The 23,669-nt window shown below is 71.6% G+C and carries 22 protein-coding genes; 11 read left to right on the top strand and 11 right to left on the bottom strand.

What is annotated here, in order from left to right; translation table 11 throughout:
* The first annotated feature begins 72 nt into the window (after positions 1-72).
* Entirely contained in the window at positions 73-522 is a 450-nt protein-coding gene (locus AB0M56_RS14915) for a MarR family winged helix-turn-helix transcriptional regulator (protein WP_364175481.1), read from the top strand.
* Positions 519-4,358: an ABC transporter ATP-binding protein gene (locus AB0M56_RS14910; RefSeq protein WP_364175478.1), complete on the top strand. Its 3,840-nt coding sequence runs from the start codon at positions 519-521 to the stop codon at positions 4,356-4,358. The genes AB0M56_RS14915 and AB0M56_RS14910 overlap by 4 nt, the downstream gene beginning before the upstream one ends.
* A 56-nt stretch (positions 4,359-4,414) precedes the next feature.
* Here AB0M56_RS14910 and AB0M56_RS14905 read toward each other — a convergent pair whose 3' ends face one another.
* From AB0M56_RS14905 to AB0M56_RS14890, 4 genes are read right to left on the bottom strand one after another with little or no spacing between them, the layout of a single operon-like run.
* Positions 4,415-5,755, bottom strand: a complete 1,341-nt coding sequence (locus AB0M56_RS14905) for an MFS transporter (RefSeq protein ID WP_364175475.1) — start codon at positions 5,753-5,755, stop codon at positions 4,415-4,417.
* Entirely contained in the window at positions 5,733-6,746 is a 1,014-nt protein-coding gene (locus AB0M56_RS14900; RefSeq protein ID WP_364175472.1) for a 2-hydroxyacid dehydrogenase, read from the bottom strand. Before AB0M56_RS14900 ends, AB0M56_RS14905 begins: the two co-directional genes overlap by 23 nt.
* Complete coding sequence (locus AB0M56_RS14895) at positions 6,743-7,873, bottom strand: maleylacetate reductase (protein WP_364175469.1); 1,131 nt, start codon at positions 7,871-7,873, stop codon at positions 6,743-6,745. The genes AB0M56_RS14900 and AB0M56_RS14895 overlap by 4 nt, the downstream gene beginning before the upstream one ends.
* A complete protein-coding gene (locus AB0M56_RS14890) occupies positions 7,870-9,072 on the bottom strand; it encodes an enolase C-terminal domain-like protein (protein ID WP_364175467.1) in 1,203 nt (400 codons plus the stop codon). Before AB0M56_RS14890 ends, AB0M56_RS14895 begins: the two co-directional genes overlap by 4 nt.
* A 116-nt stretch (positions 9,073-9,188) precedes the next feature.
* Here AB0M56_RS14890 and AB0M56_RS14885 point away from each other — a divergent pair, with 116 nt between their 5' ends.
* The 6 genes from AB0M56_RS14885 (at position 9,189) to AB0M56_RS14860 (ending at position 13,875) form a co-directional block, all read left to right on the top strand.
* Complete coding sequence (locus AB0M56_RS14885; RefSeq protein ID WP_364175464.1) at positions 9,189-10,079, top strand: LysR family transcriptional regulator; 891 nt, start codon at positions 9,189-9,191, stop codon at positions 10,077-10,079.
* Positions 10,080-10,229: 150 nt separating this feature from the next.
* Positions 10,230-10,748 (top strand): lytic polysaccharide monooxygenase auxiliary activity family 9 protein, encoded by a 519-nt coding sequence (locus AB0M56_RS14880; protein WP_364175461.1) that lies wholly within the window; start codon positions 10,230-10,232, stop codon positions 10,746-10,748.
* A 75-nt stretch (positions 10,749-10,823) separates the two neighbouring features.
* Positions 10,824-11,996: a glycoside hydrolase family 64 protein gene (locus AB0M56_RS14875; RefSeq protein WP_364175458.1), complete on the top strand. Its 1,173-nt coding sequence runs from the start codon at positions 10,824-10,826 to the stop codon at positions 11,994-11,996.
* Positions 11,997-12,085: 89 nt separating this feature from the next.
* Complete coding sequence (locus tag AB0M56_RS14870) at positions 12,086-12,982, top strand: sulfurtransferase (RefSeq protein ID WP_364175455.1); 897 nt, start codon at positions 12,086-12,088, stop codon at positions 12,980-12,982.
* An 11-nt stretch (positions 12,983-12,993) separates the two neighbouring features.
* A complete protein-coding gene (locus tag AB0M56_RS14865) occupies positions 12,994-13,290 on the top strand; it encodes an antibiotic biosynthesis monooxygenase family protein (protein ID WP_364175453.1) in 297 nt (98 codons plus the stop codon).
* Positions 13,291-13,875, top strand: coding sequence for a TetR/AcrR family transcriptional regulator (locus AB0M56_RS14860; RefSeq protein ID WP_364175450.1), 585 nt, complete (start codon positions 13,291-13,293; stop codon positions 13,873-13,875).
* Here the strand turns inward: AB0M56_RS14860 and AB0M56_RS14855 are convergent.
* Complete coding sequence (locus tag AB0M56_RS14855) at positions 13,865-14,992, bottom strand: enolase C-terminal domain-like protein (RefSeq protein ID WP_364175447.1); 1,128 nt, start codon at positions 14,990-14,992, stop codon at positions 13,865-13,867. The two genes, AB0M56_RS14860 and AB0M56_RS14855, sit on opposite strands and share 11 nt — an antisense overlap.
* The gene (locus AB0M56_RS14850; protein WP_364175444.1) at positions 14,989-15,738 is read right to left on the bottom strand and encodes a creatininase family protein; all 750 of its coding nucleotides are present in this window, start codon (positions 15,736-15,738) and stop codon (positions 14,989-14,991) included. The genes AB0M56_RS14855 and AB0M56_RS14850 overlap by 4 nt, the downstream gene beginning before the upstream one ends.
* 41 nt (positions 15,739-15,779) lie before the next feature.
* Here AB0M56_RS14850 and AB0M56_RS14845 point away from each other — a divergent pair, with 41 nt between their 5' ends.
* On the top strand, positions 15,780-16,709 hold the full coding sequence (locus AB0M56_RS14845) for an ROK family protein (protein ID WP_364175441.1): 930 nt from the start codon (positions 15,780-15,782) through the stop codon (positions 16,707-16,709).
* Positions 16,710-16,725: 16 nt separating this feature from the next.
* Here the strand turns inward: AB0M56_RS14845 and AB0M56_RS14840 are convergent, their stop codons facing one another.
* From AB0M56_RS14840 to AB0M56_RS14820, 5 genes are read right to left on the bottom strand one after another with little or no spacing between them, the layout of a single operon-like run.
* Entirely contained in the window at positions 16,726-17,526 is an 801-nt protein-coding gene (locus AB0M56_RS14840) for an ATP-binding cassette domain-containing protein (RefSeq protein ID WP_364175438.1), read from the bottom strand.
* Entirely contained in the window at positions 17,523-18,314 is a 792-nt protein-coding gene (locus AB0M56_RS14835) for an ABC transporter ATP-binding protein (protein ID WP_364175431.1), read from the bottom strand. The genes AB0M56_RS14840 and AB0M56_RS14835 overlap by 4 nt, the downstream gene beginning before the upstream one ends.
* Entirely contained in the window at positions 18,311-19,204 is an 894-nt protein-coding gene (locus AB0M56_RS14830) for an ABC transporter permease (protein ID WP_364175428.1), read from the bottom strand. The genes AB0M56_RS14835 and AB0M56_RS14830 overlap by 4 nt, the downstream gene beginning before the upstream one ends.
* The gene (locus AB0M56_RS14825) at positions 19,201-20,175 is read right to left on the bottom strand and encodes an ABC transporter permease (RefSeq protein WP_364175425.1); all 975 of its coding nucleotides are present in this window, start codon (positions 20,173-20,175) and stop codon (positions 19,201-19,203) included. Before AB0M56_RS14825 ends, AB0M56_RS14830 begins: the two co-directional genes overlap by 4 nt.
* Entirely contained in the window at positions 20,172-21,719 is a 1,548-nt protein-coding gene (locus tag AB0M56_RS14820) for an ABC transporter substrate-binding protein (RefSeq protein ID WP_364175423.1), read from the bottom strand. The genes AB0M56_RS14825 and AB0M56_RS14820 overlap by 4 nt, the downstream gene beginning before the upstream one ends.
* A gap of 82 nt (positions 21,720-21,801) precedes the next feature.
* On the opposite strand from AB0M56_RS14820, the gene AB0M56_RS14815 reads away from it, so the two are divergent.
* The gene (locus AB0M56_RS14815; protein WP_364175420.1) at positions 21,802-22,605 is read left to right on the top strand and encodes an IclR family transcriptional regulator; all 804 of its coding nucleotides are present in this window, start codon (positions 21,802-21,804) and stop codon (positions 22,603-22,605) included.
* Positions 22,595-23,617 (top strand): serine hydrolase domain-containing protein, encoded by a 1,023-nt coding sequence (locus AB0M56_RS14810; protein WP_364175417.1) that lies wholly within the window; start codon positions 22,595-22,597, stop codon positions 23,615-23,617. Before AB0M56_RS14815 ends, AB0M56_RS14810 begins: the two co-directional genes overlap by 11 nt.
* Positions 23,618-23,669: the final 52 nt, after the last annotated feature.

Raw genomic sequence — 23,669 nt, 5'->3', positions numbered from 1 at the left:
TACCGAATCCTGTTCGGTCCGCCGAGACCTACTAGTTCGACGATCGAACAAACAGGGGTTACAGTCGGGATCATGCCCTCCCCCGGAGAATCCCGCGAGCAGACCGCGACGAGCGCCGTGCGCGCACTGGCCCGCGTCTCGCGGCTGCTGGAGCGCTCGTCCGGAGAGCTGAACCTCGCCCACTACCGCGTGCTGTCCGCCATCGCCTCGGGCGACGAGCGGGCCTCCCGCGTGGCGCGGCGGCTCGCGCTCGGCCGTCCGGCGATCAGCGCCGCGGTCGACGCGCTCACGAAACGCGGCCTCCTGGTCCGCGGCGACGTCGACGCCGACCACCGGGCCACGGCGCTTTCCCTGACGCCGGAAGGCGAACGGCTGCTCGCCACCACCGAGGCCGAGATGATCAAGGAGCTCCTCGCGCTGGTCGCCCGCACGCCCGACGGCGACGTGGTGCTCGAGTCGCTGGGCCGGCTGGGTGACGCGATCGACGAGGTCATGGCCGAGCGGTTGGCCGGAAACCGGTGAGCGAACCCGAAGAGAAGTCCCGCTGGTTGCGCCGCCTCGGCGGCTACGTCCTGCGCCACCGCCGCGAGCTGCTGATCGCCTTCGGCGCCGCCGTGCTCGGCAGCGCCTGCCAGACCGTGGTGCCGCTGCTGGAACGCCAGATCGTGGACGGGGTGATCCTCAGCCGCTCGGCTTCGCTGTGGCCGTGGCTGATCGCGCTGCTCGTGCTCGCCGCGGCCGCGTTCGTGTTCGCCTACCAGCGGCGCTACCGCGGTGGCCGGGTCGCGCTGGCCGTGCAGTACGACCTGCGCAACGACATCCAGGCCCACCTGCAGCGCATGGACTTCGCGAACCTCGATCGCATGCCCACGGGCCAGCTCGTGTCGCGCGCGACGTCCGACTCCGCGCTCGTGCAGGGCCTGCTGAGCCTGTTGCCCATCATGAGCGGCAACATCCTGCTGGTCCTGCTCTCGCTCAGCGTGATGCTGGTCCTTTCGCCGCTGCTCGCGCTCGTGAGCCTGGTCGTGGTGCCGCTGCTGCTCATGGTGTCCTACCGGATGCGCCGGCGGATCTTCCCCGCCACCTGGGCCGCGCAGCAGCGCGAGGGCGACGTGGTGCAGATCGTCGACGAGGACGTCAACGGCGTGCGCGTGGTCAAGGCGTTCGGTCAGGAGGACCGAGAGCTGGGCCGCCTGGCCGACACCGCCGGCGACCTCTACGGCATGCAGCTGCGGGCCGTGCGGCTGCAGTCGCGTTACCAGCCGCTTCTTCAGGCGATCCCCGCGCTCGGACAGGTCGCGATCCTCGTGCTCGGCGGCTGGCTCGCGCTGCACCACGGGCTCAGCCTGGGCACGTTCCTCGCCTTCTCCACCTACGTGGGGCAGCTGATGGCCCCGGCGCGCCAGCTCGCCGGTGTGCTCGCGATCAGCCAGCAGGCCCGCGCCGGCGTCGAGCGGATCTTCCAGCTGATCGACCTGAAACCGGACATCGCCGACGCCCCCGACGCCGTGGAACTGCCGACGGCCAAAGGGGAGATCACCTTCGAGAACGTCCACTTCGGATACTCGCCCGACGCGCCGGTGCTGCGGGGCTTCGACCTGCACATCGCGGCCGGCGAACGCGTGGCGCTGATCGGCCCGAGCGGCAGCGGCAAGACCACCGCGACCACGCTCGTGTCCCGCTTCCACGACCCGGAGTCCGGCGCCGTGCTGCTCGACGGGCACGACCTGCGCACGGTGCGGCTCGAATCCCTGCGGTCCCAGGTCGGCGTGGTGTTCGAGGAGAGTTTCCTGTTCTCCGACACCATCCGCGCCAACATCGCCTACGGCAGATCGGACGCCACCGACGAGGAGATCCTCGCCGCCGCCGAGGTCGCCGAGGCCGACGCCTTCATCCGCGCCCTGCCGCAGGGCTACGAGACCGTGGTCGGCGAACGCGGGCTCTCGCTCTCGGGCGGGCAGCGCCAGCGCGTGGCGCTGGCCCGCGCGATCCTCACCGACCCCCGGATTCTCGTGCTCGACGACGCCACCAGCGCCGTCGATGCCAACACCGAGGAGTCGATCAACGCGTCGCTGCGCGCGGTGCTGGCCGGGCGCACCACGCTGCTCGTCGCACACCGCCGCTCGACGCTGCACCTGGCCGACCGCGTGGTGGTGCTCGACGGCGGCGTGGTCGCCGACCAGGGCACCCACGAGGAGCTGGTCGAGCGCAGCGCCCTCTACCGCACGCTGCTCACCGGCCTCGAGGAGGAAGCCGCCGAACGTGTCGGCGACCGCATCGAGGCCCTCACCGTGGCCGGCACTACCGCGTCGGCCTGGCGTGGGGAACGCAACGGGCACAACGGAAACGGGCAGAACGGCAACGGCCGGCGCTTCACGACCCGCGCGACCGGAGCCGCGGGCATCGGCGCCGGCCTCGGCGGCTCGGCCGGCGGCAGCGGCTGGCGCGCCGCACTGCCCCCGACCCCTCAGCTGCTCGCCCGCGTCGACCAGCTGAAACCCGTGCGGGACTTCGCGAAGGTCGACCTCGCCACCGAAGCCCGCCAGGAGCGCACGTTCTCCCTGCGCACACTGCTGCGCGAGTTCCGCCGGCCGCTGCTGTTCGGGCTGCTGCTCGTGGTGATCGACGCCGTCGCGTCGGTGATCGGGCCGGTCTTCGTCAAGAGCGGCATCGACGACGGCGTGCTGCAGGGCTCGCAGGCCGTGCTCTTCGGCGCCGCAGGGCTGTTCCTGCTGATCACGCTGATCGCCTTCCTCGACGAGGTGGCGCAGACGTTCGTGACCGGCCGGACCGCGCAGCGCGTGATGCTGTCGCTGCGGATCCGGATCTGGGCGCAGCTGCAACGCCTTTCGCTCGACTACTACGAGCGCGAGATGGCCGGCCGGATCATGACGCGGATGACCACCGACGTCGACCAGTTCGAGTCGCTGATCCAGAACGGGCTGCTCTCGGCGCTGGTCGCGTTCGTGACCTTCGCCGGGGTCGGCGTGACGCTGGTCGTGGTCAACCCTCTGCTGGGCCTGTGCACGCTGTCGGTGGTGGTGCCGCTGGCCATCGGCACGGTGATCTTCCGCCGGCGCGCCGCGAAGCTCTACGACGTGGCGCGCGACCGCGTGGCGATCGTGAACGCCGACTTCCAGGAGAGTCTTTCGGGTGTGCGTGAGTCGCAGGCGTTCGCCCACGAGGACGAGACGATCCGCCGGTTCCGCCGGCTCGGGCGCGACTACCTCGACTCGCGCTACTCCGCGCAGCGGCTGGCCGCCACGTACTTCCCGTTCGTGCAGTTCCTCTCGGCGGGCGCCGACGCGATCGTGCTCGGGGTCGGCGCCGGGATGATCTACTCCGGCCACCTGACGCCGGGCGCGCTGATCGCGTTCATCCTCTACATCGACCTGTTCTTCTCCCCCATCCAGCAGCTGTCGCAGGTGTTCGACTCGTGGCTGCAGACGCGGGTGTCGGTGAGCCGCATCTCCGACCTGATGCGGCTGGAGACGCTCACCCCGCCCGCCGTCCAGGCGATCGACCCCGGCCGGCTACGCGGCGAGATCACGTTCGACAGCGTGCGCTTCGCGTACCCCTCGGCGCCGGCGCTCGGCACGGGTGAACGCCGTGGTCCCGCCGACCCGCGGCTGGTCGCGGGCTCGCAGGCCGTGGCGAAACCGCCGGAGGCGCTGCGCGAGGTCGACCTGACGATCGCGGCCGGCGAGACCGTGGCGCTGGTCGGCGAGACGGGCGCGGGCAAGTCGACGCTGGTGAAGCTGCTCGCGCGCTTCTACGACCCGGATACCGGCAGCGTCCGCGTCGACGGCCACGACCTGCGCTCTCTCGACCTCGCCGCCTACCGTCGCGCGCTCGGCTACGTGCCCCAGGAGGCGTTCCTGTTCACCGGCACCGTGCTCGACAACATCGCCTACGGCCGCGCCGACGCCACCGACGCAGAGGTGGAGGCGGCCGCCCGGGCCGTCGGGGCGCACGAGTTCGTGGCCACGCTGCCCGGCGGCTACCTGCACGAAATCGCCGAACGCGGCCGCTCGCTCTCGGCCGGGCAGCGCCAGCTCCTCGCGCTCGCCCGCGCCCAGCTCGTGGACCCGGCGATCCTGCTGCTCGACGAGGCGACGTCGAACCTCGACCTCGCGGCCGAAGCTCACGTCGCCGAGGCGATGCGGACGCTCTCGGCGGGGCGCACGACCATCGTGATCGCCCACCGGCTGCAGACCGCGCAGTCGGCCGACCGCATCGTGGTGCTCGACCGCGGCCGCATCGCCGAGGCCGGCAGCCACGACGAACTGCTCGCCCGCGGCGGCCGCTACGCCGGGATGTGGGAGGCGTTCGAGCTGCTGTCGGGACAGCGTTCGTAGGGACGTGGTGTGGAACCCGTCCGGACCGGTGGGGGGCAGCCGGCCCGGAACGGGGGTCAGGCGCCGGCGCGCTCGGTCACGGCGGGAAAGGGCTCGACCATGGGTGCCAGGTCGGTGCCGCGGGTCTCCGGCAGGGCGAGCACCGCGAGCAGGCCCGCGACGGCCACCACGACCATCGCGACCGCCACGAGGCTCGGGGAACCGGCGCCGAGCGTCACGAGGCCGACGCAGATCACCGGGGCGGGTCCGGAGAGCACCGCGCCGGGGATCTCGCGGCCCAGCGCGAAACCGCTGAAGCGGTACTGCGCGGGGAACAGCTCGGCGTAGAACGCGGCCTGCGAACCGAACATCGCGAGGCAGCCGCCGAGCGCGAGGGCGAAGGCGAGCACGATCAGGCCCACGTTGCGGGTGTCCAGCAGCCAGAAGAACGGGAACGGCACCACCGCGCAGAAAGCGCTCACCGCGAGGTACACCGGCTTGCGCCCGGAGCGGTCGGAAACCTTGCCCAGCACGGGGATCACCGCCGCACCGACCGCGCAGCCGACCAGCACCGCCACGAGCGCGCTGCTCTTGGCCACGCCCTTGCCGGCCAGGTAGCTGAGCGAATAGGTCTGCACCACGTAGATGTTGAACGCCAGCACGCCGTTGGCGACCATCACCAGCAGCAGCCGCTTCGGCATCGCCTTGATCATGGTGAGGGCCGGCACCTTGGTGCGGGCCCGAGCTTCCTTCAGCTCGGCGAACACCGGTGACTCGGGCACGCGCAGGCGGATGAGCAGCCCGATGCCGACCACGACGAAGCTCAGCAGGAACGGCACCCGCCAGCCCCAGCTCATCAGCTGGTCGTTCGGCAGCGCCGAGACGCTCGCGCTCACCGCGGCCGCCAGCCCGATCCCGAGGAACACCCCGGAGGCGGGCAGGGAGGCGAAGTAGCCGCGCTTCTTCGCCGGCGCGAACTCCGCGACCATGGTCACGGCGCCCACGTACTCGGCGCCGACGCCGAGCCCCTGCAGCAGCCGGCAGACCACGAGCAGCACCGGCGCGAGCATCCCGATGCCCGCGTAGGTGGGCAGCAGCCCGATCACGACAGTCGCGATCCCCATCAGCAGCAGGGTGCAGACGAGGGAGAACCGGCGACCGTATTTGTCTCCCACGTGACCGAAGATCATCGCGCCGAGCGGCCGGGCGAAGTAGCCCACGCCGAAGGTCGCGAACGCGGCGACGCGCCCGGCGGTGTCGGAGAACTGGGGGAAGAACAGCGTGCCGAACACGAGCGCCGCGGCCTGGCCGTAGACGGCGATGTCGTACCACTCGATGAGGCTCCCGATCACCGTCCCCGGGATGAGGCGGCGCCGGGACTCGGCCCAGATCTGGTCAGGTGTTCCGGTGGGGGTCATGGCTTGCTCCTCCTTGAGCGGTGCCATTCGGCGGGCGAACGACGTGGCGCAACGGCTCCCCTGCGGCGAGCCGGTTGATGTTGTCCGCGATGACCGCGTAGCGGCGGCGCGGCAGCTGGGTGGTCCAGGCGCTGGAGTGCGGCGTGCACCAGGCGTTCGGCAGGTCCCACAGCGGGTGAGCCGCGGGGGCCACGGCTTCCCCGCCGCTGCCGGGGTAGCGGTACCAGACGTCGAGGATCGCACCGCCGATCCCGTTGTCCCGCAATGCTTCGTAGAGCGCGGTCTCGTCGACGATCGGCGCGCGGGAGATGTTCACCAGCACGGCGTGCGCCGGCATCCGCGCCAGCGCCGCGGCGTCGATCAGCCCCGTCGTCTCCGCGGTGAGCGGGCAGGCGAGCACGAGGTAGTCGGCCGTTTCCTGCACCTGCGCCAGCCGGGCGGTCGGCAGCACCTGCGCGATGCCGTCGCCCCTCGCGAAGTCGTCCACCGCGAGCACCTCGACACCGAACCCGGCGGCGCGCTCGGCGATGGCCCGCCCGATGCGCCCGTAGCCGACGAGACCGAGCGTCTTGCCGTACAGCTCGCCGTGCGGGACGCGGTGCGCGTAGAGCTCCGGCCACGCGTCCGCGCTGAACGAAGCCTGCAGCGCGGCAGCCTGGATCTCCCACTCCAGCAGCCGAGCGAGGACGAACTCCGCGATCGGCGTTTCGTGCTCGAACACGTTGGCCACAGCGGTTTCCGGGGCCAGCGCGGCGAAGTCGATCCGGTCGAGGCCCGCGCCCGGCACGTGCAGCAGCCGGAACGGCGGCGCCTGCCCCTCCGGGCGGGAGAACCGCAACGAGACGACGACGTCGTCCGGGCCGAGCTCGCCGTCGAACGCGGCCGAGTCGGCGGCCGCCCACGGCAATCCGGCCACCTCGTACGGCTGCGCCAGGTGCGCGCGCAGGTCGTCCTCGTGGTCCGCGGCTTCGCCGATCAGCAGGATCCTCATCGCGAGCCACCCGGCCTGGTCCCGTCGGCAGCCGCGCGGAGGATGGCGCGCACGGCGGCCGGCGTGACCGGCGCCGGGTTGCCCGCCCGGCCGCCGTCGTGGGTGTCGGGCGTGGCCGGGGCACCGTCGGCCGTGGTCGCGATCTCGACGGCGCGGTCCTCGTCGCCGGGGCCGAAGCCGACGTCGGCGAGGCGCACCGGGAGTCCCGCGCCGACGGCCAGGTCCCACAGGGCGCCGGCGAGGTCGTCGGTGCCGAGCGCGGCCGCGATCCGGCCGAGCGGCCCGGGCGCGTGGCGCACGAGGTGGTCGGTCACGTAGGGCAGCACCACGGCGTGCGCGACGCCGTGCTCCACGTCGTAGCTGCCGCCGAGCATGTGCGCGATCGCGTGCTGCATCGCGAACCCGCCGGTGAGCGCGGCCCCGGAAAGGTAGGCGCCGTAGAGCATTTCGTTCCGCAGCGCGAGATCACCCGGGTCCGCGAGCAGCGCCGGCAGCGTGGTCGCCACCACCCGGGCGCCCTCGACGGCCGCGGGCGCGATCAGCGGGCTCAGACTGGGCAGGTAGATCGCGTCGACACAGTGCGCCAGCGCGTTCATCGCGCTCGACGCGCTGACCGCCGGCGGCAGCGAGAGCGAGAGCTCGGCGTCGTAGACCACTGTGGACGGTCGCATCGCAAGGCTTTCGTGCATGCGCTTCACGCCGTCGGCGGTCATCCCGCAGAAGCCCGTCATCTCCGAGCCGGAGTAGGTCGTGGGCAGGGCGATGATGGGCAGTCCGGAGAGGTACGCGATGCCCTTGCACAGGCCTGTCGCCGCGCCGCCGCCAACCGCGACGAGGCAATCGGCGCCCCGGCTCGCGGCCTTCTCGGCGCCGCGGCGCGTGAGCTCCACCGGCACCTGGCTCACGGCCTCGGGCAGCAGCCCCGCGCAGCGATCGCCGATCGCGGTCGCGAACCGGTCACCGAGCTCGGTGCGGCCCGGGGTCGTGACGACCAGCGCCCGGCTCGCGCCGAGCCGCTCCACCTCGTCGCGCAGGCCGGCCGAGGTGCCGGGGCCGAAGACCACCCGCGGCGGCGTGGCGTTGTGCACGCCGGCGGGGTGGTCGAACGTCCGCATCGTGGTGGTCACCAGTCCACCACCGTTCCGTCGGCCAGTACGGCCGAGCTGCTGTGCGGCACTTCCGGCTTGAACGGGTGCTTCGCGGCCTCCCGCTCGTCCACCTCGACCCCGAGCCCGGGTGCGTCGGGGACCTGCCAGTGGCTGCCCACCCGGGTCATCGGGGTGCGCACGACCTCGTCGTACCAGCTCACCGCGCCGCTCATCTCCTCTTGGATCACGAAGTTCGGGGTGCTCACGTCGAAGTGCAGGGCCGCGGCCCCGGCGATCGGGCCGTTGGGGTTGTGCGGCGCGACGCCCACGAGCTCGGTGTCGGCGACGGCCGCGATGCGCTTGCCCTCCAGCAACCCGCCGGTGTGGTTGAGGTCGGGCTGCGCGACGTGCACCGCTTTCGCCGCGAACACCGGCAGGAACTCGCCGAGGCCCACCAGCCGTTCCCCGGTCGCGATCGGCACGCGCGAACGCTCGGCGACCTGCCGCAGTGCTTCCGTGTCACCGGGCTGTACGGGTTCTTCGCAGAAGAGCGGCTCGTACGGCGCCAGCACCTCGATGTACTGCGAGGCCGCGGCGACGGACGCGGTGCGCCCGTGGAAGTCGACCATGATGTCCACGTCGGGGCCGACGGTGTCGCGCAGCGTCGCCATCAGCTTGTCGACGTGCCGGCGCTCCGCGGCGACGGTCAGGTGGTTGCCGTAGGGGATGAACACGACTTTGAGCGCGTCGTAGCCCTGCTCGACGACCGCCGCGGCCTTCTCGCGCAGCCGGCCGGCGTCGGCCGTGTCGTACACCGAACTCATGTCGCCGAGCCCGAGGTGGGTGTACACGCGCACCGAGTCGCGGACCCGGCCGCCGAGCAGCCGCCACACCGGCAGCCCGACGGACTTGCCGAAGATGTCCCACAGCGCGTGCTCGATACCGCTGATCGCGGTGGACCCGATGATGCCGAGGCGGTAGTAGCTGTGCTTGGTCAGCACGCGCACGATCTGCTCGATGTCCCGCGGGTCGCGGCCGACCACCAGCGGCGCGAGATCCTCGATCGCCCCGGTCACGGCCCGGGTCTTCCAGTTGAGGCTCGCCTCGCCCCAGCCGTACAAGCCGTCCTGGTCGGTGCGGACCTTGACCAGGATCCAGTTCCGCAGCTCCGCGTTGACGACGGTCGTCTCCACGGACGTGACGCGAATCGGCGGACCGTCGGACGTCGGCAACAGCATTCGGTGCTCTCCGTTCTTCGAGTGGCGCAGGCCACGGTAAGAGCGCCGAGACGATTGGGTCCAACTCTTTGTCTGGATCTATTGATTTGTTCTGGTTATCAGAGTTAGCTGGGCCAATGGACCGGACCGGACTCGAGTGCTTCGTGGCACTCGCCGAAGAACTGCACTTCAGCCGGGCCGCCGAGCGCTGTCACATCAGCCAGCCGGCGATGAGCCAGCAGATCCTGCGGCTCGAGCGAGCACTCGACGTGCGTCTCGCCCACCGGAACAAGCGCTCGGTCTCGCTCACGCGGGCGGGAGAGGTCTTCCTGGCCGAGGCGCGCAAGGTGCTGCGGCAGATGGACGACGCCGCGGCGCTCACCCTGCGAACCGACCGCGGCGAGGTCGGTCAGCTCACGGTCGGCGTCACCTCGCCCGCGCTCTACGTCGTCTACCCGGAGATCGCCGCGTTGTTCCGCGCACGGCTCCCGAACGTCGGCCTCGTGGTCCGCGAGCTGACCACCGCGGAGCAGGAGCACGCGCTGCGCCGTGGCGACCTCGACGTCGGCGTGGTGCACCCGCCACTGGACGACGCCGGCATCGCCGTCGAAGAGATCGGCCGGGCACCGTTCCAGCTCGCGCTCCCTGAAGGCCACCCGCTGACGGCGCACGAGTCGCTCGAGTTGGGCGACCTCGAAGGCGAGCAGGTGGTGATCTTCCCGCGCCAGATCGCGCCTCAGCTCTACGACACCGTGCTGCTGCTGTGCCGCGAAGCGGGTTTCAGCCTGAAGATCGCCATGGAAGCCCACCCCGCGCAGTCGATCATCGCGCTGGTCGCGGCCGGGCTCGGTCTCGGGTTCATCGCCTCGGAGACGCAGCGCCTCACCCGCGCCGGCGTGGTCTACCGGCCGATCCGGGGCCCACGGCCACAGCTGGGCATCGGGGTCGCTTATCACGCCGACGGGATCGCCCCGGCCGTGCGCACGTTCCTCCACGCAGCCCGGGAAGCCGGCGCGTCGATGCACTGAACCATGACGATCAGTTGCCCGATAACCAACTTCCATATGCACTTCGCCAGTTGTTGACCGATTCCGGTTCCTGTGGTTATGGTCTAGACCACGAATCGATCCTTCGCTCGCCGTCCCCTCGGGTCGCGAGCAGTCCCCGAAGGAGCTCGGATGAAAGCGAACCGGAAGATCATCGCCGGCCTCACCGGCGCCGCCCTCGCACCCGTGCTCGTGCTCGTCGGACCCACCGGCATCGCGAGCGCCCACGGCTACGTCAACTCCCCCGCCAGCCGGCAGGCACAGTGCGCGCAGGGGATCGTGGACTGCGGAGCGATCAAGTACGAACCGCAGAGCGTCGAAGGGCCCAAGGGCCTGCACAGCTGCAACGGCGGCAAGGAAGAGTACGCCGAGCTGAACGACAACTCCAAGCCCTGGCAGGCCGCGTCCGTCGGCTCCACGGTCACGTTCACGTGGACCTTTACCGCGCGACACAGCACGGCGAACTACGAGTACTACCTGGGCGACGAGAAGATCGCGAGCTTCGACGGCCACAACCAGCAGCCGCCGGAAACCGTGACGCACCAGGTGGACCTGAGCGGCCACACCGGCCGCCAGACCGTGCTGGCCGTGTGGAACATCGCGGACACGGCCAACGCGTTCTACTCCTGCATCGACCTCCAGGTCGGCTGACCCGGCCGGTGGGGCCTGCGGCGGCGGGCCCCACCGGCCCACCGAACACTCCCCCGTCCCCAGGAGGCGTTTTCCTTGATTTCCCGACGAGCTTTCCTCGGCGCGTCCGCCGCGGCGGCCACCTTTCCGTTGTGGGGCAGGGGCATCGCCTCCGCCGCAACTCCGGACACGGTGAAAGTCGCGTTCGACGACCGCTCCGGCGCCGGCCAGACCTACGCCTACATCACCGGCATCGCGCCGGACAGCCGGCCCGTTATCCTCAAGGCCGACGGCACGCCGTACTACCCGCCCTCCCCCGCGGCGGACCAGACGCCGCTCGCCGAGGACTGCGCCATCCCGGTGAAATCGCTGCCGCAGGTGAGCGTGCCGAAGATGGCGGGCGCGCGGATCTACGTGGTGACCGACGCGAAGCTCGATTTCTTCGTCAACCCCGGCCCCGCACTGGTGCACCCGAGCTTCGTCAACACCGCGGACCCGAACCACGGCCGCGACTGGTCGTTCTGCGAGTTCACCTTCAACGACGCGGTGCTGTTCGCCAACATCAGCTACGTCGACTTCGTCGCGATCCCGATGGGCCTGCACCTGCGGACGACGGTCTCGGGCGACCAGACCGTGCCCGGCCTGCCCGCCGGCTCGCTCGACCCGATCTGCGCCGCACTCAAAGCCCAGGGCGGCGCGTGGGCCGACCTGGTGGACGCCGGGGCCGACGGCCGTCCGCTGCGTGCGTTGTCCGCGCAGCACCGGGCCGACCGCTTCACCGGTTATCTCGACGGGTACATCGACTCCGTCTGGCAGAAGTACGCGGGCACCGACCTCACCGTCGACTCGCAGGTCCCGGGCCTGGGCAAGTTCACCGGCCGCGTCGGCAGCGACGGCATGCTGACCTTCACCAACGGCGAGCGCTTCGCCAAACCGGTCACCGCCGACGTGTGGAGCTGCAACAGCGGCCCGTTCACACTGAAGGAGGGGGACAGCGACGCGCGCAAGGCCATCGTCCCCCGGCTGGCGGCCGCGCTGAACCGCACGACGCTGCTCGACAACCCGAACCAGCCGGACGGCGAAGACCCCGCCAAGTTCTACACCGCCGCCGAGACCAACCACTACGCCCGCATCGTCCACAGCCGCCTGCCGGACAACCGCGGCTACGCCTTCCCTTACGACGACGTCTCCCCCGGCCCGGACTTCAGCGGCGCCGTGCAGGCGGGCGACCCGGACACGCTCACCATCACGATCAACGCGCTGCGCTGACCTGCTGGGAACGACACCGCCCGGAACTGTACTGTATGGTACAGACTGAAGGCGGGCACCGGCCCCGCCGGAGGGACGGGCCCGAGCCGATGCCACGCGCCGATTTCCTGGTCACCACCGAGTGGCTGGCCGCACACCTGCACGATCCGGACGTCCGGGTCGTCGACATCCGCGGCTCCGTGCCGCCGCTGCCCGGCCAGGGCGCGGCGACCTCTTCACCGAGGCCGGCCGGCCTCGGCTACGAGAGCTCGGCCGACGAGTACGCCGCCGGTCACGTGCCCGGCGCGGTGTTCCTCGACTGGACGCGCGACATCGTCGACCCGGACGACGCCGTGCCCGTGCAGGTGGCCACCGAGCGGCAGTTCGCCGACGCGATGGCGCGGGCGGGGATCGGTGACGAGCACCTGGTGGTGGCCTACGACACGCACCCGGCGTCGACCTTCGCCACGCGCCTGTGGTGGGCGCTGCACTACGACGGCCACCACCGCGTGGTCGTGCTCGACGGCGGCTTCACCCTGTGGCAGCAGGAAAACCGGGCCGTCGACACGGCCGTGCCGCAGCACCCGTGCGCGGTGTTCACCCCGCACACCCGCCCCGAACTGCGAGCCACGGCCGAGGACGTGCTGGCCGCACTGGACAAACCGGAGATCCAGCTCGTCGACGCCCGCGATCCCGGCCAGTACACCGGCGAGATCGCGCGTCCCGGCAACCGGCCGGGGCACATCCCCGGCGCCGTGAACGTGCCGCGCGAAGACCTCGTGGACCTCGCCACCGGCACCTGGCGCTCCGCGGCCGAGCTGAAGGACCTCTTCACCGCGGCCGAGCTCGACCCCGGCCGGCCGGTCGTGGCCTACTGCAACGGCGGCGTCGCGGCCTCGACCGTCCTCTTCGGACTCGCCATCGCCGGCTTCCCCCTCGGGACCAACTACGACGGCTCGTGGAACGAGTGGAGCGCCCGCGCCGACCTGCCCGTCGAAACCGCCTGAGGGAGGCACTCATGGTCACCGAAGTCGCCACCCTCACCGCGCTTACCGGCGGCGAGGACGAGCTGGGCCGGGCCATCGCCTCGGGCGTGCCCTACCTGCGCGAGCACCCGGACTGCCTGTCGGCCACGGTCAGCCGCTGCGTCGAGGAGCCCGGCCGCTTCACGGTGTCGGTGGACTGGACGTCGGTCGAGGCGCACGAGCAGGGCTTCCGGTCGAGCCCGCTGTTCAAGCAGTGGATCGGCTCGATCGCGGGCAAGTTCGACCCCGCGACGCTCGACACCCGCCACTACGAGACCTATCCCGCGTAGATGCGCCCCGAACCGACCACGAGCCGCGGCCGCCGCACGCGCGAGAAGATCGTGACCACGGCCGCGCGGCTGATGCACGAGCGCGGCATCGGCGGCACGCCGCTGGAGGAGGTGCTCGCCGAGAGCGGCACCGGCAAATCCCAGCTGTACCACTACTTCGGCGGCAAGCAGGACCTCGCCGTCGCCGTGCTGGAGCACCAGCTGGCGCGCGTGCTGGCCGCGCAGCCGTCGCTGCAGGACGAGGAGTGCACCGACCTGCGCCGCTGGCGTGACGAGGTACTCGCCGCGGCCGACGAGAGCGACTACGGCAACTGCCCGCTCGGCGCCTTCGTCGGCCAGGTCGACGACGACGCCGAGCTGCGCACCACCCTCGCGCGCCTCTTCGACCGCTGGCAGGACGCGATCACCACGCTCGTCCGCCGCGCCCAGGCTGCGGGCGAGATCTCCGAGGACGTCTCCCCGGAGCACCTCGCCCTGACGCTGCTCACCGCCCAGCAGGGCGGCACCGCGCTGTCCCACCTGCACGGCTCGCCCGAAGCGCTGGCGTGCTCCCTCGACGACGTGCTCGCGCGCGTCAGCCGGTGAGGTCGCCTTCGGCGGCGTTCTTCGCCGCGTAGAAGGCCAGCTTGTCCTCGTCGACCTCCACGCCCAGGCCGGGACCGGTCGGCACGCGCAGACGGCCGTCCTCCAGGTGCAGCGGCTGGACGATGTCGTCCACGTGCAGGTAGTACATGCTGTCGATCGCGCGCGAGAGCACCGGCGTGCTGGCGACCACGGCGAGATGCGCGGCCGTCGCGATGCCGAGCTCGCCGCCGCTGTGCAGGTTCATGCCGAGACCGAACGTCTCGCAGTGCGCGGCGAGCGCCTTCGTCGCCGCGATGCCGCCCCACTTGTAGACGTCGCCGTGGATCACGTCCACCGCGCCGAGCCGCATCGCCGGGGCGAACTCCTCGAACCGCACCACGCACATGTTGGTGCACAAGGGAATCCGCACCTTCGCGCGGACCTGGCTCATGCCCTCGATGCCCACGCACGGGTCTTCGAGATACTCCAGGTCGAGTTCCTCCATCGCCAGCCCCGCGCGGATCGAGTCGGGCACGGACCACGCGGCGTTCGGGTCCACGCGCAGCTGGACGTCCGGCAGCGCCCGCCGCAGCTCCCGCATGATCTTGACGTCACCGAAGACATCCGTGGTGCCCTTGAGCTTCACGGCCGTGAAGCCGCCTTCGGCCACGACCTTCGCCGCGTGATCAGCGATCCCCTGCGCCAGCTCACGGCCCTGCGCGCCCGGCGCGTCGGCGCGGGTCACCAGCGCGGTGATCGGCACCTCCTCGCGCACCGGGCCACCGAGCAGGTCGGTCACGCGCTGGCCGGTGGCCTTGCCCATCACGTCCCAGCACGCGACGTCCAGCGCCGCCAGCGCCGCGTAGCCCAGGTAGCCGTGGAAGAAGGGCACCATGTGATGCCGCTGGTGGAACGCCTCCAGCGCGAACGGGCTCTTGCCCACCAGCTCCGCGCCGAGCTGGCGCGTGAGCTCCGCGACCGGGCGGCCCCACATCGTCTCGCCCCAGCCCTCCACACCGGTGTCGGTGCGCAGGCGCACGACCGTGCGGGTCTCCCCCGTCTTGGTCTCGAACGAGCTGGTGAACGGGTTGGTCAACGGCAGGTTCACGACCTGCACGTCGACGTCGGTGATCTTCATGCCTCCCCTTCGGTTTGAGCGTGTTCGCGGGTGGCGCCGGCGAAGGCGCGGATCGCGGCCGCCAGGGCCGCCACCCGCCGGTCGAGCAGGTCGGCACCGCGGTCGGCGGTCGCCGCCGTGGCGTCGTCGGTGGAGCCCCCGACACGGGCCCACTCGCCGTGGCGCTCGACCGTCAGCCCGGGATAGGGCGGCCGGTCGAACAGCGGCGGCGGGGTCACGTCCGGCCGCGGCGCGGGTTCGCGCACCAGGTCCGGCTTCGCGGAGAGCATCAACGACGTCTCGAACAGCCCGGCGTGGCCAGGCGAAGCGGCTTCGCCGAGCGACCAGTACGAGCACGCGGCGAGCGCGACGTCGGCCTGCAGCGCGTACTGCTTCACCGCCAGGCGCATGATCTCGTCGTTGCCGCCGTGGCCGTTGACGACGAACACGCGCCGGAAGCCGCTGCGCACGAGCGAATCGAGCACGTCGGCGAGCACGGCCTGCAGCGTGGCGGCCGAGAGCGACACAGCCGCGGCGAACAGGTGGTGCGGGCTGTGGCCGAACGGCAGCGCGGGCAGCCGCACGACCTCCGGATCGCCGCCGAGGCGGGTGAGCGCGCCGTCGACCACGGCCTCGGCGAGCATCGTGTCGGTGCCCATCGGCAGGTGGCCCGCGTGCTGCTCCTGCGAGCCGATCGGCAGCACCGCGATGGCCGACGGCGCGGCCACGCGCACCTCCCGCCAGGTCATCCGCGTCAGTTCGGGCATGTGGGCTCCCCTCGTCGGGCCGGGCGTGGCATCGTGACCGCATGAGTTCCGGCGAACGACCAGCACTGCGGCTGGTCCCGGCTGCCGAGCCGCGCACGCCGGACGCACCGCTGCTCGGCGCCGTCGAGCTGGTGCCCGGGCGTGTGCGCGCCGCGTTGCTCGACCTGTCGGGCACGGTGCGCTGGCAGGCCGAGGCGACGTACCCGCACGGCACGGCCGACCCCGGCGAGATCGACGCCGCGCTCACCTCGGCGGTGCGCTTCCCCAGTCCGCCGGCCGGTGTCGGGATCGCCGCCGCGGGCCTGGTCGACGCGTCGGCGGGCGTGATCATCGAGGTCCACGAGGTGCCCGCGCTGCACGGCTACCCCGTGGCCGAAGTGGTGACCCGGCTCGTGGGTGTCCCCGTGCATGTGGAGCACCTCGCCCGCGTGCAGGTCCTCGGCGACCGCTGGTTCGGCCCGGGCCGCGGCCGCACGACGTTCGCGTCGGTGTCCACCGGCGAGGTCCTCGGCGTCGGCATCCTCTACGACGGCGAGGTGCTCGCCCCTCCGGGCGGGCGCAGCGGCGCGCACATGACGGTGGCCGCCAGTGGCCTGCCCTGCACCTGCGGCGCGCGCGGCTGCTGGAAAACCGTCGCGACCACGTCGTGGCTGCGCGCCGAGGCCGAACGGCGCGGCCTGGCCGCCCGCGGTGTCCGCGAGCTGGCCGGCGACCCGCTGCTCGACGAGTACGCGGGCAACATCGCCCTGGGCCTGGTCAACATCCAGCAGCTGTTCGCCCCCGGCCTCTTCATCCTGCACGGCGAAGCCTCCGATGGCGGCGAAGCGTTCCGCGCCCGCATCGAGCACCGGCTGCGCGAGGACTCGTCGTGGGCCACCGGCGCGGAACCCCCGCGGGTGCTGGTCAATACCGGCCCGGCCGACGACATCGTGCTGCTCGGCGGCGCGGGCCTGGTGCTGTCGCGGCACTGAGCTCACGTCGGCCACCTCACGACGCGGCCCATCGCCGGGCCCGCCGCGGATCCGGGTCCGGCACCGCGTCGAGCAACGTCCGCGTGTAGTCGTGCTCCGGCGCCGAGAAGAGCCGCTGTTTCGACGCGAGCTCCACGATCCGGCCCGCGCGCATCACCGCCACCCGGTCGGCGATCTGCTGCACGACCGCGAGGTTGTGCGACACGAATACGTACGTCAGCTGTAGCCGCGACTGCAGTTCGGCGAGCAGGTCGAGCACCTGCGCCTGCACGGAGACGTCGAGGGCGCTCGTCGGCTCGTCCAGCACGACCAGCCGCGGTTCGAGGGCGAGCGCGCGGGCGATGGAGATGCGCTGGCGCTGCCCGCCGGAGAACTCGTGCGGGTAGCGGTCCTGCACCTCCGGCGCGAGGCCGACGGCGTCGAGCAGCTCACCGACCCGCGCGCGCAACCGCGTGCGGCCACGCCGACCGCGCAGGCCACGCTCGTGCGTGACCAGCGGTTCGCCCACGATCTCGGTGACGCGCAGGCGCGGGTTCATGCTGGAGTACGGATCCTGCAGCACCACCTGCATCTCGCGGCGCACCTTGCGCAGGCGGGCCGCGGGCAGCGTCGCCAGGTCGGCGCCGTCGAAGCGGACACTGCCCGCCGTCGGTTCCGCCAGCCGCAGCAACAGCCGCGTCAGCGTCGTCTTGCCCGACCCCGATTCGCCGACGACGGCGAGCGTCTCGCCGGAGACCACGTCGAGGTCGACGTCGTCCACGGCGGCCACCGCGCCGTAGTCCTTGCGCAGGCCCCGGATCTCGACCAGGTTCGTCATACCCGCTCCAGCTTCGGTGTGGCGCGCAGCAGCTCGCGCGTGTACTCCTCTTGCGGTGTCTCGAACACCGGCAGCACGCCGCCGGTCTCGACCACGCGGCCCGAGCGCATCACCACGACCCGGTCCGCGACCTCGGCCACCACACCCAGGTCGTGGGTGATGAGCACGATCGCCATGCCGTGGCGGCGCTGCAGCTCCACCAGCAGCTCCAGGATCTGCGCCTGCACGGTCACGTCGAGCGCGGTCGTCGGTTCGTCGGCCACGAGCACCCGCGGCCGGCCGACCAGCGCCATCGCGATCATCACGCGCTGGCGCAGCCCACCGGAAAGCTGGTGCGGGTACTGGGCCGCCCGCCGCCCCGCGTCCGGGATCCCGGCCTCGGCCAGCGCTTCGACCGCGGCTTTGGCCGCGTCGGCCCGCGAAGCGCGTGCGTGCCGGCGGACGACTTCCGCGACCTGCGCACCAACCCGTTTGACGGGGTTGAGGCTCGTCATCGGGTCCTGGAAGACCATGGCGACGTCGTTGCCGCGCACTTGCCGGAGGTCCTTTTCGGACAGTCGCAGCACGTCGCGCCCGTCGAGCAGCACCTCGCCCTCGTAAACGCACGGCGGTTCGGGGTTGAGCCGCAGCAGCGACAGCGCTGTGGCCGTTTTGCCGCTGCCCGACTCTCCCACGACCGCCAGCGTCTCGCCCTCGTCCACGGCGAAGCTCACGCCGTCGACGGCCGTGACCGTGCCGGTGTCCAGCCGGAACTCGACCCGCAGGTCCTTGATCTCCACGAGGCTCATGAGCGGTACGCCTTCGGGTCCGCGACGTCGCGCAGGACGTCTCCGGTGATGTTGACGGACAGCGCGGTGAGCATCAGCGCGATGCCGGGGAACACGGCCACCCACCACGACGTGCCCAGGTACAGCTGGCCGTCGCTGAGCATGCCGCCCCACGTCACGGTCTGTTTCGGCACGCCGAGGCCGAGGTAGCTCAGCGACGCCTCGGCCACGATCGCGGCGGCCACGTGCAGCGTGCCGATGGTGGCGAGCGGCGCCATCACGTTGGGCAGCAGGTGGCGGCGCATGATCGCGAGGTCGGTGACGCCGATCGCCCGCGCCTCCGTGACGAACTCCCTGGTGCGCAAGGAAAGCACCTCGGAGCGGATCACGCGGGCGTAGGAGACCCAGCCGGTGAAGCCGAGCACGAGCACCACGTACCACAGGCCCGAGCCGAGGAACCCGACGATCGCGAGCGCCAGCAGGATCGGCGGGAACGCGAGCTGGATGTCGGCCAGGCGCATGAGGATCCGGTCGAACCAGCCGCCGAGGAACCCGGCCACAAGCCCGATCGCGGCGCCGACGATCCCCGCCAGCAGAGCGGCGCAGGCGCCGACGAGCAGCGAGATCCGGGCGCCGTAGAAGAGCCTCGACAGGATGTCGCGGCCGAGCTGGTCGGTGCCGAGCAGATGGCTCGCGTCGCCACCCGACTGCCACGCCGGCGGGTGCAGGCGCACGAGCAGGTCCTGCGCGCCCGGGTCGTACGGCGCGATCAGCGGCGCGAACAGCGCGATGAGCACCATCAGCACGAGCACGGTCACGGCGACGGCACCCAGCCGGTTGCGCAACATCGCGCGCACGGCGCTCGGCCGGGCCGACCGCGCGGCGGCGGCGACAGCGGTGATGGCGGTCATGAGGTCACCCGCACCCTCGGGTCGAGAATTGTGTAGGACAGGTCCACCAGCAGGTTCACGATCACGAACGTGGCTGCGAAGAACAGCACCGCCGCCTGCACGAGCGGGAAGTCGCGGTTCTGGATCGCCTCGACCGTGAGCCGGCCGAGACCGGGCCACGAGAACACCTGCTCCGTGAGGATCGCGCCGCCCAGGAGCGAGCCGACCTCGAGGCCGATGACCGTGACCACGGGCAGCGCGGCGTTGCGCATGCCGTGGCCCAGCACGATCCCGCCGGTGCCGAGGCCCTTGGCTTTCGCGGTGCGGATGAAGTCCGAGCCGAGCACGTCGATCAGCGACGAGCGCAGCAGCCGCGCGATCACCGCCACCGAGTACACGGCCAGCGTCACGGCGGGCAGGATCAGGTGCTCGATGCCGCCGTAGCCCGAAGCCGGCAGGATCTTCAGCTGCACGGCGAAGATCAGGATGAGCAGGATCCCGACCCAGAAGGCCGGAGTGGACTGTCCGACCAGGACACCGGCCATCACGCCGGAGTCACCGGCGCGGCCGCGGCGCATCGCGGCGAACGTGCCCGCCGGCACGGCCAGTGCCAGCGCCACGAGCAGCGCGGAACCGGCCAGCTCCAGCGTCGCCGGGACGCGGGAGAACAGCACGTCGGTCACCGGCTGGTCGTAGACGAGCGAATTGCCGAGCTGAAGCCGCGGCAGGCCGGCGAGGTAGTCGAGGTACTGCGTGATCAGCGGCCGGTCGAGCCCGAGGCTCGCGCGCAGCGTCGCCTCCTGGGCCGCGGTGGCGTCGGGCGGCAGGATCAGCTTCACGGGGTCGCCCGAGAGCCGCACGAGCAGGAACGCCGCCGTGGCCACGAAGAACAGCACGACGATCGCGGTGAGCACCTTCGTCACGACCACCCGCAGCACGCCCGCCCCGGCTCGCGCGACCGGCCGGGTGGCGGTGGTGACCGGCGCCGTCACGGGGTCACCTTCGCCGAGGCCATGGCGAGCACGCCGACGACACCGGGCTGCCACGTCGGCCTCGTGTTGACCGCGTAGGTGTTGTCGATCTGGTAGAGGAACACGAACGGCGCCTCCTGCTTCAGAAGTTTCTGCAGCGACGTGAACGCCTGCTGCCGGGCGGCGGGTGCGAGGGAGAGCTCCTCGGCGTCGATGAGCCGGTCGGCGTCGGCGTTGTGCCAGCGGCTCTGCCGCCGGTCGTGGCGGACGTTGGACTGCACGAGGCTCTCGGCGTCGAGCGTCCAGCCGGTGCTGGCGGCGAGGTAGATCGGGCCGAGCGCGCTGCGGTTGTTCGAGGTGAGGCGGCTGGTGTAGGTGCCGGAGTCCATCAGGTCGACGCGCGCCCGCACGCCGACCTTCGCCAGCAGCCCGGAGATCGCTTCGGCGACGTTGGAGTCGGCCGTCAGCGCGGTGATCGAGGTGTCGAAGCCGTTCGGGAAACCGGCTTCGGTGAGCAACCGCTTGGCTTCGCCGAGGTCGCGGGTGTACGGCGCGATCGACGGGTCGAAGCCGAACGACTCGCGCGGGAACATCGTCGGCACCTCGCGGGCCTTGCCGTCGAGCACCGCCTTGATCAGCAGCGGCACGTCGACGGCGTGGTTGAGCGCCTGGCGCACCCGCACGTCGCGCAACGGGCCCTGCGTGGTGTCGAGCGAGAGGTACGAGGTGCGGATGCCCGGGAAGTGGCGGATCTCGACGCCCGGGTACCCCTGGATCTGCAGCGCGGCATCGGGCGTCAGGCCCGCGACGATGTCGACCTCGTCGCTCTGCAGCGACGCGAGCGAGGACGACGGGTCGGCCATCGGCAGGAACACGAGCTCGTCGTAGGCCGGTTTGCCGCCCCAGTAGGCGGGGTTCGCGCGCATCCGCAGCTGGTGGTCGCGCTCGAACTTCTCGAAGGTGAACGGCCCGGTGCCTACCGGATGCTTCGCGAAGCCGGCCGAACCGACCTGCTTGAGGTACTTCGGTGGCACGGCGACGCCGCCGAACAGCGAGACCTTCGCGGGGATGATCGGGTCGGCAGCGCTGCAGCGCAGGTCCACCGTCAGTGGGTCGACGACGACGGCCTGCTTCACGTAGCGCAGCTCGACGATCGGTGACTTCGTGGCGGGGTCGAGCAACCGGTTGATGCTGAAGGCCACGGCCTCGGCGTCACACGGCTCGCCGTTGTGGAACTTCACGCCGGGCCGGAGTTTGAAGCGCCAGGTCAGCGGGTCGGGCGAGGACCACGACAGGGCCAGCCCGGGTTTGAGCTGGTTGTCCGGACCTCGGGTGGTGAGCGTGTCGAACATGTTGATCAGCACGTTCATGGAGGTCAGGTCGCCCTGTTTCTGGGGATCCAGGGTTTTCGGGTCCGAGGTCTGGGCCACGCGCAGCACGGTGCCGGGAGTGCCGGCGGCGCTGCCGCACGCGGTGAGCAGGCCGCCCACAGCGAGCGCGGGCAGCGCGAGGCCACCGAGCCGGAGGGCGTCGCGGCGGGACAGGCGGGGACGCGGAGGGGCCACGGGGCGCCTACTCCTTTCGATCGTTTCGTGAAGTGAAAGACCGTTCCGTCAGATGGAATGCGATTGCGCTAAGGTAGGCGCCGTGACCAAGGCTGTCAACGACTCGGCGAACAGTCCCCGCGGCGCGGTGGACAAGGCGCTCGAAGTGCTGGCGACACTCGCGCTCCCGGGTGGGCCGCACCGGCTCGCCGACGTCGCGAGGGCCTGCGACCTGCCGAAACCCACCGCGCACCGCATGCTGCAGACGTTCGCGGACGCCGGTTTCGCCGCCGCGACGGGCGGTGGCCAGTACGACGTCGGGCCGCGACTGCTCGGACTCTCGGCCGCCGTGCTCGCCGGCAGCCGCACCACCCGGTCCACCCGCCCCGTACTCGCCGACCTGCGGCGGCGGACCGGGCACACGGTGCACTACGCGGTGCGCCACGCCGACCGGGCGGTGTACGTGGAGAAGCTCGAGCCGCAGCAGGCGTACCGGCTGAACACGCGGCCGGGCGGCGAGGTGCCGCTGTACTGCACGGGCGTCGGGCGGGCGATCCTGTCGCGGTTGCCGGAGACCGAGGTCGACGCGGTGCTCTCCGGGCCGTTGAAGGCGTGGACGGCGAAGACTTCGACGGATCCGGCCGCCATCCGCGCTTCGCTGGCCACTGTGGACAGTCTCGGGTACGTGGTCGACGACGAGCAGTACGAGGCGCACGTGCGGTGTGTGGCGGCGCCGGTGGTGGATGCCGACGGGGTGGTCGCCGGAGCGGTCAGCGTGTCGGGGCTGACGTTCACTCTGCAGCCGGAGGCGTTTGCGGCGCTCGGCCCACTGGTGGCCGAGGCGGCGAACCGGATCTCGGCGAAGCTGGGGCCGGCCGGTTTGCAGGCGGTGTCCGATGAGGACTGAGCTGCTCGATCTTCTTGCGTCTGCGTCGGGTTTGTTCTCGGCCGCGGCGTGGTCTGTCGGCACTGCCGACGAGGTACTCGACCGCGGGGTGCTCGGTACGCGTTGGCACGGCGGCCCGGAGGCGACTGAGGACAGCCGGTGGGACCTCGCGTCGGTGACGAAGCCGGTCGTCGGGATCGTGGTGGTGGCGCTGGCCGAACGGGGGCTGCTCGACCTCGACGAGCCACTCCCCCGGCACCTGCCGGCGTATGCGGGCGGCGACAAGGCCGGGATCACCGTGCGGCAGCTGCTCGCGCACACGTCCGGGCTGCCCGGCGGCACTCCGCTCTACCGCGAACATCCGACGCGACACGCACTGCTGGAGGCGATCCGGACGGGGCCGTTGCGTTCTTCGCCCGGCACGCGGGTCGAGTATTCGTCGCAGGGGTTCATCCTGCTCGGGCTGATCGCCGAGGCCGCGGCCGGTGCGCCGCTCGACCGGCTCGTGGCGGAGCTCGTCACGCAGCCATTGGGGCTCACGGCCACCGGTTTCGGACCTGCCGAGGGGTTTCTGGCCGACGCGGTGGCCACTGAGGACTGTCCGTGGCGCGGCCGGGTCGTGTGTGGACAGGTGCACGACGAGAACGCCGTGGTGCTGGGCGGGATCTGCGGGCACGCCGGCTTGTTCGCCACGCTCGGCGACGTCGAGCGGCTCGGGCGGGCGCTGGCCGGCGGCGCGCAGGAGCTGCTCAAACCCGCGTCACACGCGGAGATGATCGCCTGCCACACCGAAGGTCTCGCGCTGCGCCGCGGACTCGCCTGGCAGGGCCTCGACGTGCCGGGCTCCCCCGTCGGCACCGCCTTGGAACCCACCGCTTACGGCCACACCGGCTTCACCGGGACCAGTCTGTGGGTCGAGCCGGAGCGTGGCCGTTTCTACGTGCTGCTGACGAACCGCGTGCACCCTTCGCGGTCCACGCCCGGGATCGAAAAGGTGCGGCGCGAATTCCACGCGCAAGCCGCGGTTCTCTGATCCCACATCCTGGACATCGGCCGTTTTCGCCGCCAGGCCCGAAGTCGTTGGC

Origin of the sequence: Amycolatopsis sp. NPDC051372 (genome assembly GCF_040682095.1) — a bacterium.
Lineage (GTDB): Bacteria > Actinomycetota > Actinomycetes > Mycobacteriales > Pseudonocardiaceae > Amycolatopsis.
This window is presented reverse-complemented; position numbering and strand designations above follow the sequence as displayed.

Bases quoted from the DNA above. Each gene is read 5' to 3' on its own strand.
- AB0M56_RS14855 (WP_364175447.1), bottom strand. From the start codon at position 14,992: ATGAAGATCACCGACGTCGACGTGCAGGTCGTGAACCTGCCGTTGACC.
- AB0M56_RS14870 (WP_364175455.1), top strand. From the start codon at position 12,086: ATGCCACGCGCCGATTTCCTGGTCACCACCGAGTGGCTGGCCGCACAC.
- AB0M56_RS14840 (WP_364175438.1), bottom strand. From the start codon at position 17,526: ATGACGAACCTGGTCGAGATCCGGGGCCTGCGCAAGGACTACGGCGCG.
- AB0M56_RS14850 (WP_364175444.1), bottom strand. From the start codon at position 15,738: ATGCCCGAACTGACGCGGATGACCTGGCGGGAGGTGCGCGTGGCCGCG.
- AB0M56_RS14860 (WP_364175450.1), top strand. From the start codon at position 13,291: ATGCGCCCCGAACCGACCACGAGCCGCGGCCGCCGCACGCGCGAGAAG.
- AB0M56_RS14890 (WP_364175467.1), bottom strand. From the start codon at position 9,072: ATGCTGTTGCCGACGTCCGACGGTCCGCCGATTCGCGTCACGTCCGTG.
- AB0M56_RS14900 (WP_364175472.1), bottom strand. From the start codon at position 6,746: ATGAGGATCCTGCTGATCGGCGAAGCCGCGGACCACGAGGACGACCTG.
- AB0M56_RS14880 (WP_364175461.1), top strand. From the start codon at position 10,230: ATGAAAGCGAACCGGAAGATCATCGCCGGCCTCACCGGCGCCGCCCTC.
- AB0M56_RS14830 (WP_364175428.1), bottom strand. From the start codon at position 19,204: ATGACCGCCATCACCGCTGTCGCCGCCGCCGCGCGGTCGGCCCGGCCG.
- AB0M56_RS14865 (WP_364175453.1), top strand. From the start codon at position 12,994: ATGGTCACCGAAGTCGCCACCCTCACCGCGCTTACCGGCGGCGAGGAC.
- AB0M56_RS14905 (WP_364175475.1), bottom strand. From the start codon at position 5,755: ATGACCCCCACCGGAACACCTGACCAGATCTGGGCCGAGTCCCGGCGC.
- AB0M56_RS14835 (WP_364175431.1), bottom strand. From the start codon at position 18,314: ATGAGCCTCGTGGAGATCAAGGACCTGCGGGTCGAGTTCCGGCTGGAC.
- AB0M56_RS14885 (WP_364175464.1), top strand. From the start codon at position 9,189: ATGGACCGGACCGGACTCGAGTGCTTCGTGGCACTCGCCGAAGAACTG.
- AB0M56_RS14845 (WP_364175441.1), top strand. From the start codon at position 15,780: ATGAGTTCCGGCGAACGACCAGCACTGCGGCTGGTCCCGGCTGCCGAG.
- AB0M56_RS14915 (WP_364175481.1), top strand. From the start codon at position 73: ATGCCCTCCCCCGGAGAATCCCGCGAGCAGACCGCGACGAGCGCCGTG.
- AB0M56_RS14810 (WP_364175417.1), top strand. From the start codon at position 22,595: ATGAGGACTGAGCTGCTCGATCTTCTTGCGTCTGCGTCGGGTTTGTTC.